General features: G+C 68.8%; 19 protein-coding genes. 8 read left to right on the top strand and 11 right to left on the bottom strand.

The features are described 5' to 3' along the window. Positions 1-8: 8 nt before the first annotated feature. The 3 genes from AB0M51_RS19140 to AB0M51_RS19130 all read right to left on the bottom strand — a co-directional run bounded on the left by AB0M51_RS19140 (position 9) and on the right by AB0M51_RS19130 (position 3,341). Positions 9-1,268: a dihydrolipoamide acetyltransferase family protein gene (locus AB0M51_RS19140; RefSeq protein WP_344197231.1), complete on the bottom strand. Its 1,260-nt coding sequence runs from the start codon at positions 1,266-1,268 to the stop codon at positions 9-11. Further along, entirely contained in the window at positions 1,265-2,251 is a 987-nt protein-coding gene (locus AB0M51_RS19135; protein WP_344197229.1) for an alpha-ketoacid dehydrogenase subunit beta, read from the bottom strand. Before AB0M51_RS19135 ends, AB0M51_RS19140 begins: the two co-directional genes overlap by 4 nt. A gap of 121 nt (positions 2,252-2,372) precedes the next feature. Next, entirely contained in the window at positions 2,373-3,341 is a 969-nt protein-coding gene (locus AB0M51_RS19130; protein WP_363749700.1) for a thiamine pyrophosphate-dependent enzyme, read from the bottom strand. A 120-nt stretch (positions 3,342-3,461) separates the two neighbouring features. Here AB0M51_RS19130 and AB0M51_RS19125 point away from each other — a divergent pair, with 120 nt between their 5' ends. Beyond that, positions 3,462-3,950, top strand: coding sequence for an Lrp/AsnC family transcriptional regulator (locus tag AB0M51_RS19125; RefSeq protein WP_344197225.1), 489 nt, complete (start codon positions 3,462-3,464; stop codon positions 3,948-3,950). On the opposite strand, the gene AB0M51_RS19120 is transcribed toward AB0M51_RS19125, so the two are convergent. Next, positions 3,947-4,906, bottom strand: a complete 960-nt coding sequence (locus AB0M51_RS19120; RefSeq protein WP_344197223.1) for a LacI family DNA-binding transcriptional regulator — start codon at positions 4,904-4,906, stop codon at positions 3,947-3,949. The genes AB0M51_RS19125 and AB0M51_RS19120 overlap by 4 nt on opposite strands. A gap of 78 nt (positions 4,907-4,984) precedes the next feature. Between AB0M51_RS19120 and AB0M51_RS19115 the strand changes: the two genes are divergently transcribed. After that, positions 4,985-6,304, top strand: coding sequence for a Gfo/Idh/MocA family oxidoreductase (locus AB0M51_RS19115; protein WP_344197221.1), 1,320 nt, complete (start codon positions 4,985-4,987; stop codon positions 6,302-6,304). Between the two features lie 121 nt (positions 6,305-6,425). On the opposite strand, the gene AB0M51_RS19110 is transcribed toward AB0M51_RS19115, so the two are convergent. Further along, positions 6,426-6,854 carry a nuclear transport factor 2 family protein gene (locus AB0M51_RS19110; RefSeq protein WP_344197219.1) on the bottom strand — a complete coding sequence of 143 codons (429 nt, stop codon included), beginning with the start codon at positions 6,852-6,854 and terminating at the stop codon, positions 6,426-6,428. 16 nt (positions 6,855-6,870) lie between these two features. Next, positions 6,871-7,872, bottom strand: coding sequence for a magnesium and cobalt transport protein CorA (locus AB0M51_RS19105; RefSeq protein ID WP_344197217.1), 1,002 nt, complete (start codon positions 7,870-7,872; stop codon positions 6,871-6,873). A gap of 151 nt (positions 7,873-8,023) precedes the next feature. Between AB0M51_RS19105 and AB0M51_RS19100 the strand changes: the two genes are divergently transcribed. After that, entirely contained in the window at positions 8,024-8,986 is a 963-nt protein-coding gene (locus tag AB0M51_RS19100; protein ID WP_344197215.1) for a 2-hydroxyacid dehydrogenase, read from the top strand. On the opposite strand, the gene AB0M51_RS19095 is transcribed toward AB0M51_RS19100, so the two are convergent. Continuing rightward, positions 8,987-9,250 (bottom strand): hypothetical protein, encoded by a 264-nt coding sequence (locus AB0M51_RS19095; protein ID WP_344197213.1) that lies wholly within the window; start codon positions 9,248-9,250, stop codon positions 8,987-8,989. Between the two features lie 233 nt (positions 9,251-9,483). On the opposite strand from AB0M51_RS19095, the gene AB0M51_RS19090 reads away from it, so the two are divergent. Beyond that, the gene (locus tag AB0M51_RS19090; RefSeq protein WP_344197211.1) at positions 9,484-10,134 is read left to right on the top strand and encodes a hypothetical protein; all 651 of its coding nucleotides are present in this window, start codon (positions 9,484-9,486) and stop codon (positions 10,132-10,134) included. Between the two features lie 139 nt (positions 10,135-10,273). Beyond that, positions 10,274-10,618, top strand: a complete 345-nt coding sequence (locus AB0M51_RS19085) for a hypothetical protein (protein WP_363749699.1) — start codon at positions 10,274-10,276, stop codon at positions 10,616-10,618. A 135-nt stretch (positions 10,619-10,753) separates the two neighbouring features. On the opposite strand, the gene AB0M51_RS19080 is transcribed toward AB0M51_RS19085, so the two are convergent. After that, entirely contained in the window at positions 10,754-11,638 is an 885-nt protein-coding gene (locus tag AB0M51_RS19080; RefSeq protein WP_344197207.1) for an RNA polymerase sigma-70 factor, read from the bottom strand. A 151-nt stretch (positions 11,639-11,789) separates the two neighbouring features. Here AB0M51_RS19080 and AB0M51_RS19075 point away from each other — a divergent pair, with 151 nt between their 5' ends. Then, entirely contained in the window at positions 11,790-12,281 is a 492-nt protein-coding gene (locus tag AB0M51_RS19075) for a carboxymuconolactone decarboxylase family protein (RefSeq protein ID WP_363749698.1), read from the top strand. Here AB0M51_RS19075 and AB0M51_RS19070 read toward each other — a convergent pair. Together AB0M51_RS19070 and AB0M51_RS19065 are read right to left on the bottom strand one after the other, a co-directional pair. Beyond that, positions 12,278-12,778 (bottom strand): DinB family protein, encoded by a 501-nt coding sequence (locus AB0M51_RS19070; RefSeq protein WP_344197203.1) that lies wholly within the window; start codon positions 12,776-12,778, stop codon positions 12,278-12,280. The genes AB0M51_RS19075 and AB0M51_RS19070 overlap by 4 nt on opposite strands. A gap of 63 nt (positions 12,779-12,841) precedes the next feature. After that, positions 12,842-13,246 carry a VOC family protein gene (locus tag AB0M51_RS19065; protein WP_344197201.1) on the bottom strand — a complete coding sequence of 135 codons (405 nt, stop codon included), beginning with the start codon at positions 13,244-13,246 and terminating at the stop codon, positions 12,842-12,844. Positions 13,247-13,367: 121 nt separating this feature from the next. On the opposite strand from AB0M51_RS19065, the gene AB0M51_RS19060 reads away from it, so the two are divergent. Then, positions 13,368-13,742, top strand: a complete 375-nt coding sequence (locus tag AB0M51_RS19060) for a VOC family protein (protein ID WP_344197199.1) — start codon at positions 13,368-13,370, stop codon at positions 13,740-13,742. 25 nt (positions 13,743-13,767) lie between these two features. On the opposite strand, the gene AB0M51_RS19055 is transcribed toward AB0M51_RS19060, so the two are convergent. Further along, on the bottom strand, positions 13,768-14,142 hold the full coding sequence (locus AB0M51_RS19055; protein ID WP_363749697.1) for a nuclear transport factor 2 family protein: 375 nt from the start codon (positions 14,140-14,142) through the stop codon (positions 13,768-13,770). A 159-nt stretch (positions 14,143-14,301) separates the two neighbouring features. On the opposite strand from AB0M51_RS19055, the gene AB0M51_RS19050 reads away from it, so the two are divergent. Then, positions 14,302-15,117, top strand: coding sequence for a hypothetical protein (locus AB0M51_RS19050; RefSeq protein ID WP_344197195.1), 816 nt, complete (start codon positions 14,302-14,304; stop codon positions 15,115-15,117). The last annotated feature ends 75 nt before the right edge of the window (positions 15,118-15,192 follow it).

Here is a 15,192-nt window from a genome sequence, read left to right as displayed (position 1 = left end):
TCAGGACATTAGAGATCCGCGAACGCGGACGCCGGGTTCTCGAACGCGTCGGCGACGAAGCGGAGGAAGGCCGCCGCGGTGCCGCCGTCGCAGACGCGGTGGTCGAAGACGAGCGACAGCTGGGTCAGCTTGCGGACCGCGATCTCGCCGTCGACCACCCACGGCCGGTCGATGATCCGGCCGACGCCGAGGATCGCGACCTGCGGATGGTTGATGATCGCCGCGCTGCCGTCCACACCGAAGCTGCCGTAGTTGTTCAGCGTGAACGTCCCGGACGTCAGCTCCTGCTGGGTCAGCCGCCCGTCCCGCGCGGACGTGGTCAGCCGGCGGATCTCCGCGTCCAGCCCACGGGTCGTCAACGTGTGGGCGTTCCCGACCGCCGGTACGACGAGGCCGCGGTCCGTCTGCGCTGCCAGCCCGAGGTTCACCCCGTCGTACTGGACGAGTTCCTCGCGTGCGGTGTCGACGTACCCGTTGAGCTCCGGGTACTTGAGCAGCCCGGCGACCACGAAGCGGGCCATCAACGCGAGTAGACCCGGCCCCGGGTCCGTTGCCGTCCGCAACGATGCGCGGAGCTCGACGAGTGCGGTCGCGTCCACGTCGACCCAGGTGGTCGCCTCGGGAATCTCCGCGCGGCTCCGCGTCAACGTCGCGACGACCGCCTTGCGGAACCCACTCATCGGCGTACGGCGCAACTCGTCGAGACCGGTCCGGTCCTCACGAGCCGGCTGCGCGACAGGCTCAGGTCGGGTACGGAACGCGATCGCGTGTTCCACGTCGCGGCGGACAATCAGTCCGTCCGGACCCGACCCGGTCAACTCGTGGAGATCGATCCCGGCGTCCCGCGCCATCCGCCGCACGAGCGGCGAAATCACCAACGGCACCCGCGCCGGAGAAACGTTTTCCGAAACGCCGGAAACTCCGGAAACCCGAGGTTTCCGACGGCGTCCCGCGCCGTCCGACTCGACCGTCCCGTAGCCGACCAGGACGTTCCCCGACCCGGCCCGCTCCTCCTCGCGGTACGCCGCCCCCGCGGCGTCCCCGACCGTTATCAGCGGCCGCCCGACCGGGACCGTCGTGCCCGGCTCACCGTGCAACTCCTCGATCACCCCGGCGTACGGCGACGGCAGCTCGACGATCGACTTGGCCGTCTCGACCTCGGCGATCGGCGTGTCGACGGCGACCACATCGCCGACCTTCACCAGCCAGCGCACGATCTCCGCCTCGGTCAGCCCTTCACCGAGGTCGGGGAGCAGGAACGTGTTCACGAATCCTCCCACTGCAGGTCGTCGACCGCGTCGAGGATCCGGTCCACACTCGGCAGCTGGTACTTCTCCAGCTTCGGCGGCGGGAACGGAATGTCGAACGCGGTCACCCGCCGCACCGGCGCGGCCAGCGAGTGGAAGCACTTCTCGGTGACCCGGGCAACGATCTCCGACGACACGCTCGCGAACCCGCTGGCCTCCGCGACCACAACGGCCCGCCCGGTACGCCGTACTGCCGCGCACACAGTCTCCTCGTCGAACGGCACCACCGATCGCAGGTCCACCACGGTCAGCTGTCGTCCCTCCGCCGCCGCGACCTCCGCGGCCTCCAGCGCGACCGGCACCGCCGGCCCGTACGCGATCAGCGTCGCGTCCGCGCCTTCCCGCCGTACGGACGCTCGCCCGATAGCCGGCACCGCCTCGGTGAGATCGACCTCCTCCTTCGCCCAGTAGAGCTTCTTCGGCTCCATGAACACGACCGGATCGGGGAACTCGATTGCCTTGCGCAACAACCCGTAGGCGTCCGCGACCGTCGCCGGAGTCACCACGGTGAGCCCCGGAGTGTGCGCGAAGTAGCTCTCCGACGAATCGCTGTGGTGCTCGACGCCGCCGATCCCGCCGCCGTACGGAATCCGGATCACCATCGGCAGCGTGACCTTCCCACGGGTCCGGTTGCGCATCTTCGCGACGTGCGAGACGACCTGCTCGAACGCCGGGTACCCGAACGCGTCGAACTGCATCTCGACCACCGGGCGCATCCCGTTCATCGCCATCCCGACCGCCGTCCCGACGATGCCGGCCTCGGCCAGCGGAGTGTCGAAACAGCGGTTCTCGCCGAACTCCGCGGTCAGCCCGTCGGTGATCCGGAACACGCCGCCGAGCGCGCCGACGTCCTCGCCGAACATCACCACGGTGTCGTCGGCGGCCATCGCGTCGCGGAGCGCCTGGTTGAGCGCCTGCGCCATCGAGATCTTCGTGTGCGTCATCGTCAGGCCTCCTCTCGGGCCAGCTCGTCGTGCAGGAAAGCGGCCTGCTCGCGCAGCTGCTGCGTCTGCTCGGCGTACAGGTAGGCGAACAGCTCGGCCGGCTCCACCTCGGGCTCCGGCATCAGCCCGGAACGCAGCTGTTCGGAAATTCGTACAGCGTTTCCTCCGCGCCCCGCCGTACCTCGTCGTCCAGTCCGCCGTTCTGCGACAGGTACGTCGTCAGCCGGTCGATCGGGTCGCGGTCGAGCCACGGCGCGACCTCGGCGTCCTCCCGGTACCGGGTCGCGTCGTCGGCGTTCGTGTGCGCCTGGACCCGGTACGTGTGCGCCTCGATCAACTGCGGCCCTTCACCGGAACGCGCTTTCTCCACGGCTTTTCCGAGCACCGCGAGCAGCCCGGCCAGATCGTTGCCATCGGCCCGTTCGCCAGGAATGCCGTACCCGATTCCCTTGTGCGCGAGCGACGGCGCGGCGCTCTGCCTGGCGAGCGGCACCGAGATCGCGTACTCGTTGTTCTGGACGAAGAACACCACCGGCGCCCGGAACACCGCCGCGAAGTTGAGCGCCTCGTGGAAGTCGCCCTCGCTGGTGCCCCCGTCGCCGACCAGCGCCATCACGACGGTGTCCTCACCCTTCAGCCGGGCCGCGTGCGCGACCCCGACCGCGTGCGGGAGCTGGGTCGCGAGCGGGGTCGACTGCGGCGCGACCTTGTGCTCGTACGGGTCGTAGCCCGAGTGCCAGTCGCCGCGGAGCAGCGTCAGCGTCTCGATCGGGTCGACGCCGCGGCTCATGATCGCGGCCGAGTCGCGGTACGTCGGGAACAGCCAGTCGTCCTCGCGGAGCACCATCGTGGCGGCGATCTGGCAGGCCTCCTGCCCGTACGACGACGGGTAGACCGCCAGCCGTCCCTGGCGGACCAGCGCACTCGCCTGGTCGTTGAACCGGCGGGCCTTGACCAACTGTGTGTAGCCGTCGACCAGCCGCTCCCTGGTCGGCAGCTCGTACGACGGGTTTTCGTGCGGTACGCCGTTCTGGTCGATCAGACAGACGGGTTCCGCGGAGGGGAGCAACTGCTCCGAGACGGTGGTCATGGACCCTCCAGCGCAGGAGACGGACGGTAGCCATATCGTCGTCCCTCCTGGCCAAGTTGATCTATGGCTGGAATTATTGAGAGACGTTTGGTCGCAGTTCACGCGCAGGAGGTCGTACGGATGTCCGACGAGGTGATCGTCCACCGGGCCGGTCCTGGACAGATTGTCGTCGCCCCGGCGCTCGACGAGATCGATCGGCTGATCATCGAGGCCCTCGGCCGGGACGGACGGCTGTCCATCCGGGCGCTCGCCGACGAGGTGCACATCTCCCGCGCGAACGCGTACGCCCGGGTCGAGCGGCTCACGAACACCGGCGTGATCACCGGATTCACGGTCACCGTCGACCCGCTCCGGCTCGGCCTCGGCACCTCGGCGTACGTCACGCTGAGTCTCCGGCAGAGCTCGTGGCGGACGCTCCGCAAGCAGCTCCAGGCGATCCCGGAGATCAAGCACATGGCGCTGGTCGGCGGCGACTTCGACGCGATCCTGCTGGTCCGCGCGGCCGACAACGAAGGCCTACGCCGCCTCGTCCTGGAGAAACTTCAAGCCATCCCCGAAGTCCTCGCGACCCGCACCGCGCTGATCTTCGAGGACGTCGGCACCCTCTAGCAGCCGCAGGACCTCCGGCGGACCAGGTCGGTCGGGACGGTCAGGGCCTCGACCGACTCCTCACCCTCGATCAGCCGCCGGACCGCCTCCCGGGCGAGGGCTTCGACCGGCTGCCGTACGACGGTCAGCGGCGGCCAGGTGTACTCCGTTTCCGGCGTACCGTCGAACGCCACCACCGCGACGTCCCCGGGGACGTCCGCCCCCGCCTCGTGCAGCGCCCGCAGGACGCCGATCGCCTGCAGGTCGGAGCTCGCGAAGATCGCGGTCGGCTCGTGGCGGAGCAGGACCCGCCCCGCCCAGTACCCGCCTTCGCGGGAGAACGGGGCGCGGACGACCGGTCCTTCCGGCAGCGCCGCGGTCGCCAGCGCGGTGCGCCAGCCGAGTTCGCGTTCGGGATGCCCGGCGCCGCCGATCACCAGGCCGATCCGCCGGTGGCCGTGCGAGATCAGGTGCTCGACTCCGAGCCGGGCTCCGTCGAGGTACGCGGGCCGCACCGAGCTGACCGCCGGCAGCCGGCGGTTCACCGCGATCACCGGGACCTCGACGTCCCGCAGGTCCGGGTCCTCGGTCGGCGCCACCAGGATCAGGCCGCTGACCTGGCGGGTGAGCAGTTCGGCGATCTTCGCGTTCTCGGTCTCCGGGTCCCCGTCGGCGCTGGTCTGCAGTACGACGTACCCGCGCGCCGCCGCCTCGCGGTCGATCGCCTTCGCGAGCTCCGCGAACAGCGGGTTGCCGCCGTCCGGCGTGATCAGCCCGAACGTCCGCGTGGTGCCCATCCGGAGCGCCCGGGCAGTCGCGTTCGGCCGGTAGCCGAGCGCGCGGATCGCCTCCAGCACCCGGTCCCGGGTCTCGGGCGCGACCTTCCGCGGGCCCTCGTTCACGACGTAGCTGACCACGGCGGTGCTCACGCCGGCGTACTCCGCGACGTCGTTCCGGGTGACCGGATCCTTCGGCATGCAGAGATGGTACGACGGTTGACCGGCTTGGAAAGCGGTTGCTAGCGTTGCGATCTACACGAGTAGAAGGAGCCCGCCGTGCCCAGACGCTACGCAGTCGCCGGAACCGGATCGCGAGCGCAGTCGTACATCCGCGCCATCCTCCAGGAGCACCCGGAGGAGGCCGAACTCGTCGCCCTGCTCGACCCGAACCCGGGCCGGCTCGCGTTCCACCAGGCCAAGCTGACCGAGCTGGGCGGCCCCGAGCTCCCGCAGTACGGTGCCGACGACCTCGAGCGGATGGTCAAGGAGCAGTCCGTCGACCGCGTGGTGGTGACCAGTCCCGACTACACGCACGCCTCGGTGGTGTCGCGGCTGCTGCGCGCCGGCGCCGACGTGATCGTCGAGAAGCCGCTGACCATCGACGCCGACGGCACCCGGCAGATCGTCGACGCGATGAACGAGTCCGGCAAGTCCGTCGTCGTCACGTTCAACTACCGGTACTCGCCGCGGAACAGCGCGCTCCGCCAGGTGATCCAGGACGGCGAGATCGGGCAGGTCACCAGCGTCGAGTTCCAGTGGGTGCTGGACACCCGGCACGGCGCGGACTACTTCCGACGCTGGCACCGCGAGAAGAAGAACTCCGGCGGCCTGCTGATCCACAAGGCGTCGCACCACTTCGACCTGGTGAACTGGTGGATCGCCTCGCAGCCGACCCGCGTGTTCGCCTCCGGCGGGCTGTCGTTCTACGGTTCCGAGAACGCCGCGGCCCGAGGTATGGGCGAGCGCCCGGCGCGCGGCACAATCGATGGTTCGGCCAACGACCCGTGGCTGCTCGACCTGCGCACCGACGACACCAACCGCCAGCTGTACTACGAGGCCGAGAAGTACGACGGGTACCTGCGCGACCAGGACGTGTTCGCGCCCGGCATCACGATCGAGGACAACATGTCGGTGATCGCGGAGTACGCGAACGGCGCCCGGCTGAGCTACTCGCTGAACGCGCACTCCCCGTGGGAGGGCTACCGGGTCTCGGTCAACGGCACGCTCGGTCGCGCCGAACTGGAAGTGGTGGAGCGGGCCGCGGTCGTCGACGACCAGATCGACCCGAGCTACCCGTCGGACCGGGTGATCGCGGGCGACGTCCGTACCAACGGTGAGCGGCTCGTCCTGCAGAAACACTGGGCGACCGCGGTCGAGGTCGAGATCCCGCGCGGCGAGGGCGGCCACGGCGGCGGCGACAAGCTGCTGTACGCCGACCTGTTCGTTGGCGCTGGCAACGATCCGCTGGGACGGGCGGCCGACGTCCACGACGGCGTACGGGCGGTCGCGGTCGGCATCGCCGCGAACCAGTCCCTCGCTACGGGTCAGCCTGTCGTCGTCGCCGATCTGGCGCTCGGCGGCTGGACCACCGCTTAGGGCGCGTCAGACAGGCCCTGGTCCCGTCTCGGTCAGGATCTGCTGGACGAGGTTCGTCCAGCAGATCCTCCGAGCAGTCTTCCTGGAGCCGGAGTGCCTCGCAGGACGATCAACTGCGGCTTCACGACCGCAGGTGCTTGCTGACGTCGCCGACCAGCCGGATCTTGACCGTACGCTCCGTCCAGCGCCAGTCACCCTCACGGCGCTCGAAACGGTCGCGGTAGCGCCCCGCCGCGATGATCTGCGGCGCGTCACCGGGCAACGCCTGCAGAACGGTGACGTACGAGCGAGCCTCCGCCGCGTCGTGGCCGTCAGCCTCGATCGCGATGTTCGTCGTGACGTGCTGCGTCCGCGGCGTACCGTCCGGATAGACGATCAACGTGTCGCGGAACCATTGCTCGATCTCGGCTCGGCCTTGCAGCGGGGACCCACTCCCCTGGTACGTCGTGTCCGCCAGGAGCTCGGCCACTCCGGCGAAGTCCCCGTCGTCCACCAGCTCGGCGTACCGCAGGATGAGGTTCTCCAGCTCACGGCTGTCGGCAGGCGTCACGTGTTCGGACTGTACCTCAACCGACGTCACGGGCCGCGCGTTGGCGGCGGACCCAGATCAGCAGCGCGATGCACGGTAAGACGAGACCGCCGATGCCCAGTACGAAGAAGTCCCACTCCTGGCCGATCCGTTCGGTGAGCCAGGCGAAGTTCTGGCCGAAGAACCCGGTCACGAAGGTCAGCGGCAGGAACACGGTCGCGAGGATCGTCAGCCGCTCGATCGTGGCGTTCTGCTGGACGCTGACCTTGGTCTGCTCGACGCCGATCACCGCCATGTTCGCCTCCAGCACCGTGGCCAGCAGGTCGCGTTGCGCGGCGACCTCCTCGTTGACCAGCACCAGGTGGTCGTGGACGTCGCGGAAGTACGGCAGCAGCGAGGTGTCGCGGGCGTCGCGTTCGAGGGTCGCGAGTACGGCGAGCAGCGGGTGGACCGCGCGGTAGAAGTCGGTGACCTCGCGGCGCAGGAAGTAGATCCGCTCCGTCGGGGCGACCGAGCCCGCGAAAACCGTCCGCTCCACCTCCTCGATGTCGCGCTCCAGCTCCGCGACCACCGGGCCGTACCCGTCGACGACCTGGTCGAGGATCGCCCACAGCACGGAACTGGTGCCGCACTCGAGCAGTTCAGGGCGCTGTTCGAGGCGGATCCGGGCGCCGTGCAGGTCGCTCGCCACGCCCTGGCGGACGGTGATCACGAACGACGGGCCGACGAACACGCTGACCTCGCCGAAGTCGACCTCCTCGCGGGCGTCGTCGTACCGGGCGGTGCGCAGGATGACCAGCCGGATGTCGCCCTCGTACGGCTCGACCTTGGGTCGGAGGTGGAACGTCTGCGCATCCTCGACGGCCAGTTCGTGCAGGCCGAAGTTCTCTCTGACCTCGGCGAGTTCCTCGGTGGTGGGCTCGAACATGCCCAGCCAGACGAACCCGCCGGCCCGGCAGCTCGCGGCCGCCTCGGCGACCGACATCGCCTCGACGTGCTGGCGGCGTCCGTCCCGGTAGTACGCGCAGTCGATGATCATGATGACCTCCTGTCCTGATCGTCGCCGTTCGATCGGCCGCCGCAACAGGCCCGGGCGGGAAAGCGGGGGTGAACTTCGGTTCCGGTCCAGTTCCTGAGAAGTGCCGGTCGGGTTCCTGGTGCGGGTCGGGCCCGTCGTCGAGGATGAACGCATGGGACTTCCAGTCGTGCTGATGCCAGGACCGATGAACGACGCCGTGGCCGCCGGGCTCAACGGTCATTGCGAGCTGATCCGGCTCTGGGAGGAGGCAGACCCCGACGCCGTCCTCGCGGCCCGCAGGGACGAGATCGTTGCCGTCGCCACCGGTGGTACGACGATCGACGGGCCGTGGCTCGACCGGCTTCCCGGCGTGCGGCTGGTGGCCAGCTTCGGCGTCGGGTACGACCGCATCGACGCGGCGGCTGCCGCCGAGCGCGGAGTGATCGTGACGAACACGCCGGGTGTCCTGGACGACGAGGTCGCCGACACCGCGCTGGGCCTGCTGCTGATGACGGTCCGCGAGCTCGGTCAGGCCGAGAGGTATCTCCGCGACGGCAAGTGGGCGGACGGGACGCCGTACCCGTTGACCCGCGCAACCATGCACGGCCGCCGGATGGGCATCCTCGGCCTCGGGCGGATCGGCCAGGCGATCGCCGATCGGGTCCAGCCGTTCGGCATCTCGGTCGCGTACCACAACCGCAACCCGAAGCCGGTCGACTACCGGTACTACCCGTCCCTCGTCGAGATGGCCGCCGCCGTCGACACCCTGATGATCGTCATCCCCGGCGGCCCGGCGACCCGTCACCTCGTCGACGCCGAGGTCCTGAAGGCGCTGGGCCCCGACGGCATCCTCATCAACGTGGCCCGCGGCACGGTCGTCGACGAGCAGGCTCTGGTCGACGCCCTCCGCACGAACACCATCCAAGCCGCCGGCCTCGACGTCTTCGAACACGAGCCGAAGGTCCACCCCGACCTCCTGACGCTCCCCAACGCCGTACTTCTTCCCCACGTAGGCTCCGCCACCCAGCCCACCCGCACCGCGATGGCCAACCTGGTGGTGGAAAACCTCACCCACTACCTCACCACCGGCACACCCCTCACCCCCGTCCCCGAATCCAACCAACTCGTGAAGTAGTCAGTCGGCCTGATCCCACAGGATGTGGTCCGGTTCGGGGTCGACGACGAAACGCACCGCGTCGACGGTTGTCGCCCCGCTCAACCACGCCTTCGCGATCCGATGCCCACCGTCCATCAACCGCCCGTCGGCCGACAGAATCACCGGATACCGCAGGTCCGCCTTCTGGATCAGCTCAGCATGCCGAGCCACCATCCGGCACGTCACCGCCCGCCCGCCGAACCAGCAGTCCTCGTCGAACTCCCGAATACTCTCGATCGGCACAGCCTCAACCGGAAGCCCCACCACCAACTCCCAAAGCCGCTCAGTCAGATAAACCGCCCGCCCACCGGGCACCGGACGCGTATGTCGTTCAGGCATCCCGCCATCATCAGCCACCAAGGCGCCTTCGGACGACCGGATTTCGGCGGTACGAACTGCGGGCGTCCAACAGCGTCCGCAGCATGGAGTCCGCGGCTGGGCCCGGCCGACAAAGCCTGTGAGATAGCTTGGCCGATGTGAGTTATGACCTGTATTTCTGGGTGACGGGAGTCGCCGAGGATTCTCAGGATCTGGCCGATCGGCTGGCTGACGAAGACGCCGACGGGTTGGAGCCGGACGAGCGGGTCTTGGCGTTTCGAGGCGAGCTGTTGCGGCGGTGGCCGGAGCTTGCGGACAGGATCGCTCCGTGGCATGAGGATCTCGAGTGGCGGAAGCCGTGGGGGCGTACAGATCTTGCCGATCGGTTCGTCGGACTGACGTTGGCATACGGCTGGGAGGCGACCAGCGCGTTGCCTGCGCTTGCAGGCGCGTACGGGATCGATACGTACGACCCGCAAACCGGACAGCTGACCCGCGCACGGGCCAGAGACCCGTTCGACGAGGTCGCGCACGTCGAGGGCCGCGTGGACGAGCAGCACGTCGTACGAGTGCTGCGGGGGATCAGTTCGTTCATCGGGTACGCCTACGACGAGCTGGACGAGTCCGCGCTGACGGGTGCGTTGGACGGCACGAGTGACGACGGCGGCTGGTTCGAATATCCGCTGGCAGGGACGCCGACCCTGACGATTCAGCTCGCGCGCCGAGCGGGTGGCGGGTCGGTCTTCGTCCGCGTCGACGGCGGAATGGATCTGGTCCTGGCGACTCGGATCGCGGAGTTACTGGAGTAGAAGTGCCCGGTTGGGAGAGTTTGCGGCTTGACCTGCTGCGATATCGCGAGCAGGCGCCGGGGGCGCTCGTTGTCTGGCCGAGCCCGGAGACCGAGCGCCAGCCGAAGCCTTCGGGCTTGTCGTGGAAGTCTCGGCTCCGTTGACGATTCGCTCCGGATACCACGACAAGCAGGACGTGCTGGTGCGGAACCGGACCACGCATCAGCAGGTCCTGGTCACCGCCGGTGACTTGTATACCGCCGTGATCGACGGCTCCGGCGACGTGGTCGGGCGGTACGTCGGTCCACATAACGCGCCGCGAATCGGGTTCCCGATCGAACCGCACCAGAGCAGCCTCGTGCCGGCCCTGATCGGTACGGCCTCTCTGGTTCCCGACCTCGGCTACGCTGTTCCACCCGGGCGATGGGGGCTGGTCGTCTCGCTCCAGACCGAGACCAGCGGGCACCTGCTCTCGGAGCCGCTCGAGCTCACCGTCGAGCCGTGACCGTCGTCCCAGATACACCGTTCGAGCACACAGTCAATTTCCTCGCCGCGGAGGCGGACGGCCTCCAGTACATCGGACAGCGCGTCCGCAGAGGTGTCCGAAGTGCCATCGCAGCGAATCGGCCACGGTCAGGACCTAGCGGCGGAGGGTTACCTGCTCGGAGAGGTGGGAGAGTTTGGCGGGGTTGCGGACGGCGTAGAGGCCGGTGATCTTGCCGTTTTCGACGTGTAGGACGGTGACGGTGTCGACCTCGTCGGTGAAGCGGAGGAGGAGGGCGGGGCGGCCGTTGATCTGGGTGGTTTCGAAGGTGGCTTCGGTCAGGTTCTCGACGGCCAGGGCCAGCAGGCGGGCGACCTTCTCGGCGCCGACCACCGGACGCGGAAGGGCCTGGACCACGCCGCCGCCGTCGCCGAGGAAGACGACATCGGGGGCGAGGATGTCGACGAGGCCCTGGATGTCACCCGTGGTGACGGCGCGCTGAAACGCCGCCAGCGCGTCCCGGGTCTCGTCGGCGGAGACTGGGCCGCGCGGGCGGCGGGCGGCCACGTGGGAGCGGGCGCGGTGGGCGATCTGGCGGACGGCGTCCGGCTTCTTGTCCACAGCCTGCGCGATCTCGTCGTACTCGAGGCCGAAGACCTCGCGGAGGACGAAGACCGCGCGTTCGGTCGGTTTCAGGGTTTCGAGGACGAGCAGCATCGCCATCGAGACGCTGTCGGCCAGTTCGACGTCTTCGGCGACGTCCGGCGCGGTGAGCAGCGGTTCGGGCAGCCACGGGCCGACGTACGACTCCCGCCGGCGGCCGAGGGTGCGGAGCCGCTGGAGGGCCTGCCGGCTGGCGATCCGGACCAGGTACGCGCGCTGGTCCTGCACGATGTCGAGGTCGACGCCGACCCAGCGCAGCCAGGTCTCCTGAAGGACGTCCTCGGCGTCCGCGGCCGAGCCGAGCAGCTCGTAGGCGACCGTGAACAGGAGGTTGCGATGGGCAACGAAGATCTCGGTGGCTCGATCGGTACCGGTCATTCGACGGCTCCCTCAGTACGCACGTGTGTCACCCATCAGATGCCGGCCGCGCCGTTCCTGTGACATTCCGGCGAGTATGGCGCTCGTCACGTCACACAACGCGCCCCACGAGCATCTCGTGTTCGTCCAGTAGATCGCACGAGTGAGGACGATGACGATGGAAACCCGGATCGACCTGATGCAGAACGCGTTCGGCGCCAAGCTCGCCAAGCGGCTGTACGCGGTGCACACGCTGGTCCAGCCCGCCCTGCCGCATTCGCTACAGAACCTGGTGATGCTGCGCGCGAGCCAGATCAACGGCTGCGGGAACTGTATCGACATCCATTCGAAGGAGGCGGCCGCCGCGGGCGAGACCGCGACCCGGCTGAACCTGGTCGCGGGCTGGCGGCACTCGACGGTCTTCACCGAGGAGGAGCGCGCCGCGCTGGCGCTCACCGAGGAGGCGACCCGGATTGCCGACGCGTCCGAGGGCGTGTCCGACGAGACCTGGGCGCGCGCCGCCAAGTACTACGACGAGGACCAGCTGATCGCGCTGGTGACGCTGATCGCGATGATCAACGCCACCAACCGGATGGCAGTCACCCTCGACCAGCTCGGCGGTTCGTACGAACCGGGCCTGATGCAAGCTGTCGCCGGCAGCTAGAGGTCCCAGATGCGCTCGGACTGCCAGGCGTACTCCCACGCCTGGATGTCCGGCGGCTCGATGCCGAAGCCGGTGAGGATCGCGCAGACCTGCTCGCGGTGGTGGTTGGCGTGGTTGATCGCCTGCGCGACGAAGATGCCGACGCGGGTCCCGCGGGTGTTGCCGTCGACGATCAGCACGCGTTCGACGTCGATCGGCTGGGTCAGGAAGTACTCCCAGAGGTCGCCGGCCTCGGCGTTCCAGCCGGCCAGCGTCTCCAGGTCCGCCGCCGGTTCGCTGTCGACGTACGGCAGCGGCCGGTCGGCGATCCGACGCAGGTAGCTGCCGTCGCAGCGGACGATGTGGTCGAGGGTCGCCAGGATGCCGCCGTACGTGCCGACGCCGGTGACCTCCAGCTGGTCGGCGGTCAGGTCCTGGGCGCGGCAGAACTCGATCAGGCTCCCGGTCGCCCAGTTGTTGTGCCGGATGGGGTCGAAGAGCAGGTCGTTGAGTCCCATACCGGTCAAGCTTGCGGGAAACACCTTCCCGGGGACACCGGATTTCCCCGGGAAGGTACGTCGTCAGCCCGCGATGTTGACCATCCAGTTGATCCCGAACTTGTCGGTGACCATGCCGAACTCGTCGCCCCACATCTGCTTCTCCAGCGGCACCGTGACCTTGCCGCCCTCGGACAGCTTCGCGTAGTAGTCGCGCAGCTCGTCGCCGTCACCGCTGAGGCTGATCGAGATGTTCTCGCCCGGGTTGTACGACATGCCCTGCGGGGTGTCGGCCGCCATCAGCGTGAAGCCGCTCGGCGTCTCGAGCTGACTGTGCATCAGCAGCTCGTCGTCCTCCGGGCCGTGGCCGGAGCCGAACTCCTTGAAGGTGTTCGACGACACCTCGCCGCCGAAAACGCCCTGGTAGAACTCCATAGCGGCGCGCGCCTCGTTCTGGAACTGGATGTACGGATTGAGCCGGGATGCCATCGGATCGTCCTTCCCCCAAACTGGCCGGACCTTGTGGTCCGGCGCCCATGATCCGCACAGTAGACCCGCCCGCCGACAGTCCGCGAGACCCCGTGGACGGCCAAGTGATTAAGGTCTGGGCATGAAATTGCGACACATTACGATCGATGCGGCGAACCCGTACGAGCTGGCGCGGTTCTGGAGTACCGTGACCGGCTGGCCGCTCGGCGACGGGGACGCACCGGGTGACGACGAGGTGCTCGTGGTGGCACCCGATCCGGTGCCCGGGCTGCTGTTCATCGCCGTACCGGAAGGCAAGAGCGTCAAGAACCGGGTGCATCTCGACTGGGGTCCGACCGAACGGACGCGGGACGCGGAGGTCGAGCGGATCGCGGGGCTCGGCGGGACGATCCACGAGGACCACCGGCGCCCGGACGGGCGCGGCTGGGTGACGATGAAGGACCCCGAGGGGAACGAGTTCTGCGTCGAGCGCAGCCAGGCGGAGATCGCCGGCTGAGCTCAGGTTCGGCTCGGCCTGCGGGTCACCTGATCTCCGTCGCCTGTGACCACTGCACCTGCCAGCCGGCGTCGGTGTGGCGGTAGCAGTCGAGGTGCCAGGCGCTGAGCGGGCCGGGTTCGCGGCCGTTGACGCCGATCTCGATGGCCGAGCGGTACCGCAGTACGGCGACCGCGCCGTCCATCAGCACGTCGATCTCGCCGACCGGTTCGAATCGGCGGTAGTTGATCTCGCCGGACTCGATGCCGCCGAGGTACTCCGACTTCGTCCAGACCAGTCCGCTGGGCGTGACGATCGTGAAGTCCCGGGTGTGCAGCGCGGCCGCCTCCGGGATACGGCGGGCGACCAGGTGGGCGAGGCGGGTGCGCTCGAGGGCGCGGAGGTCGGTGAGTTCCGGCATGGCCGAAAACCTATCCAAGGACTTGAGTCGTCGGGGATGCTGGGGGCAGGAAGGGAACCGGGGGGTTCGCTTCCTGCACATCGGGGGTGGGCAGGCATGCAGCGAATCCTGGGGTCATCGCGTCATGTCAGTGTGCGAAGCGAACGAAAGGCGGGGAGTGTGCAACAGGGCGGGACGACGGAGGTGTCGGCGGTCCGGGCGTTCTTCGGATCGCTGCTCGCGATCGTCGTCACGCTGCTGGTCGTCGCGGGGCTCGGCGGCGTGTTCGTCGTACTCGAACCGCGGACGACGAGTTCCGACACCCTCGTCGGCGGGGCGTCGTACAGCGTGCCGACCAGGGGTCCCGGCCCGTACGGCTCCGGCACCCTCGGGCCCTGGCAGGGCCTGCTGCACCGGATCTCCTCCGAGGACCAGATCCGCGACGTGCTCGCGTTCGACGGCATCTTCATGTTCGGCGACAGCATCGCCGTCCAGGACAGCTCCGCGCTGGAGCGGCTGCTGACGGATCGCGGCGGCGACTTGATCGCGGTGCACGACTGGTCCGGGCAGCCCGCGTCCGCGGCGGTCGACGCGCTCGAGGACTGGTCGCGCAACTACGGGCTGCCGCGGCGGATCGTGATGGCGGTGGGTACGAACGACATCTTCGACCCGCCCGCGTTCGCCGCGCAGGTCGAGCGAGCGATGCGGATCGCCGGGCCGGACCGAACGGTCTACTGGGTGAACGTGTACGCGAGCCGTACCAAGCAGCCGGCCTCCGTCCGGGACGCCGACCTCGCGAACAGCGCCTGGATCAACCGGCAGCTGGAGCAGGCCGCCCTCCTGCACTCGAACCTGCGGATCGTCCAGTGGGCCGAGTTTCTCGACTCGCAGCCGAACGGACCCGCCCAGTACCTGCGCGACGGCGTCCACACCAGCGAGCCGACCGGCAGCTCCGCCCGTAACGCCCTGATCGCCGACGCGATCGCCGGCCACTAAGGCGATCCGGCACGGCTGAGGCTGCCCGAACGGGCAGCCGGAACCGAAGCCGTCGATCCGGAGCAACTTTATCGG

The sequence above is a fragment of the Kribbella sp. NPDC051137 genome (assembly GCF_040682535.1).
In the GTDB taxonomy this organism is placed as follows: Bacteria; Actinomycetota; Actinomycetes; order Propionibacteriales; family Kribbellaceae; genus Kribbella; species Kribbella karoonensis.
This window is presented reverse-complemented; position numbering and strand designations above follow the sequence as displayed.

What these genes read in the sequence shown, in the direction of transcription:
- AB0M51_RS19135 (WP_344197229.1), bottom strand. Translation starts at nt 2,251, where the DNA reads ATGACGCACACGAAGATCTCGATGGCGCAGGCGCTCAACCAGGCGCTC.
- AB0M51_RS19130 (WP_363749700.1), bottom strand. Translation starts at nt 3,341, where the DNA reads ATGACCACCGTCTCGGAGCAGTTGCTCCCCTCCGCGGAACCCGTCTGT.
- AB0M51_RS19125 (WP_344197225.1), top strand. Translation starts at nt 3,462, where the DNA reads ATGTCCGACGAGGTGATCGTCCACCGGGCCGGTCCTGGACAGATTGTC.
- AB0M51_RS19120 (WP_344197223.1), bottom strand. Translation starts at nt 4,906, where the DNA reads ATGCCGAAGGATCCGGTCACCCGGAACGACGTCGCGGAGTACGCCGGC.
- AB0M51_RS19105 (WP_344197217.1), bottom strand. Translation starts at nt 7,872, where the DNA reads ATGATCATCGACTGCGCGTACTACCGGGACGGACGCCGCCAGCACGTC.
- AB0M51_RS19100 (WP_344197215.1), top strand. Translation starts at nt 8,024, where the DNA reads ATGGGACTTCCAGTCGTGCTGATGCCAGGACCGATGAACGACGCCGTG.
- AB0M51_RS19080 (WP_344197207.1), bottom strand. Translation starts at nt 11,638, where the DNA reads ATGACCGGTACCGATCGAGCCACCGAGATCTTCGTTGCCCATCGCAAC.
- AB0M51_RS19075 (WP_363749698.1), top strand. Translation starts at nt 11,790, where the DNA reads ATGACGATGGAAACCCGGATCGACCTGATGCAGAACGCGTTCGGCGCC.
- AB0M51_RS19070 (WP_344197203.1), bottom strand. Translation starts at nt 12,778, where the DNA reads ATGGGACTCAACGACCTGCTCTTCGACCCCATCCGGCACAACAACTGG.
- AB0M51_RS19065 (WP_344197201.1), bottom strand. Translation starts at nt 13,246, where the DNA reads ATGGCATCCCGGCTCAATCCGTACATCCAGTTCCAGAACGAGGCGCGC.
- AB0M51_RS19060 (WP_344197199.1), top strand. Translation starts at nt 13,368, where the DNA reads ATGAAATTGCGACACATTACGATCGATGCGGCGAACCCGTACGAGCTG.
- AB0M51_RS19055 (WP_363749697.1), bottom strand. Translation starts at nt 14,142, where the DNA reads ATGCCGGAACTCACCGACCTCCGCGCCCTCGAGCGCACCCGCCTCGCC.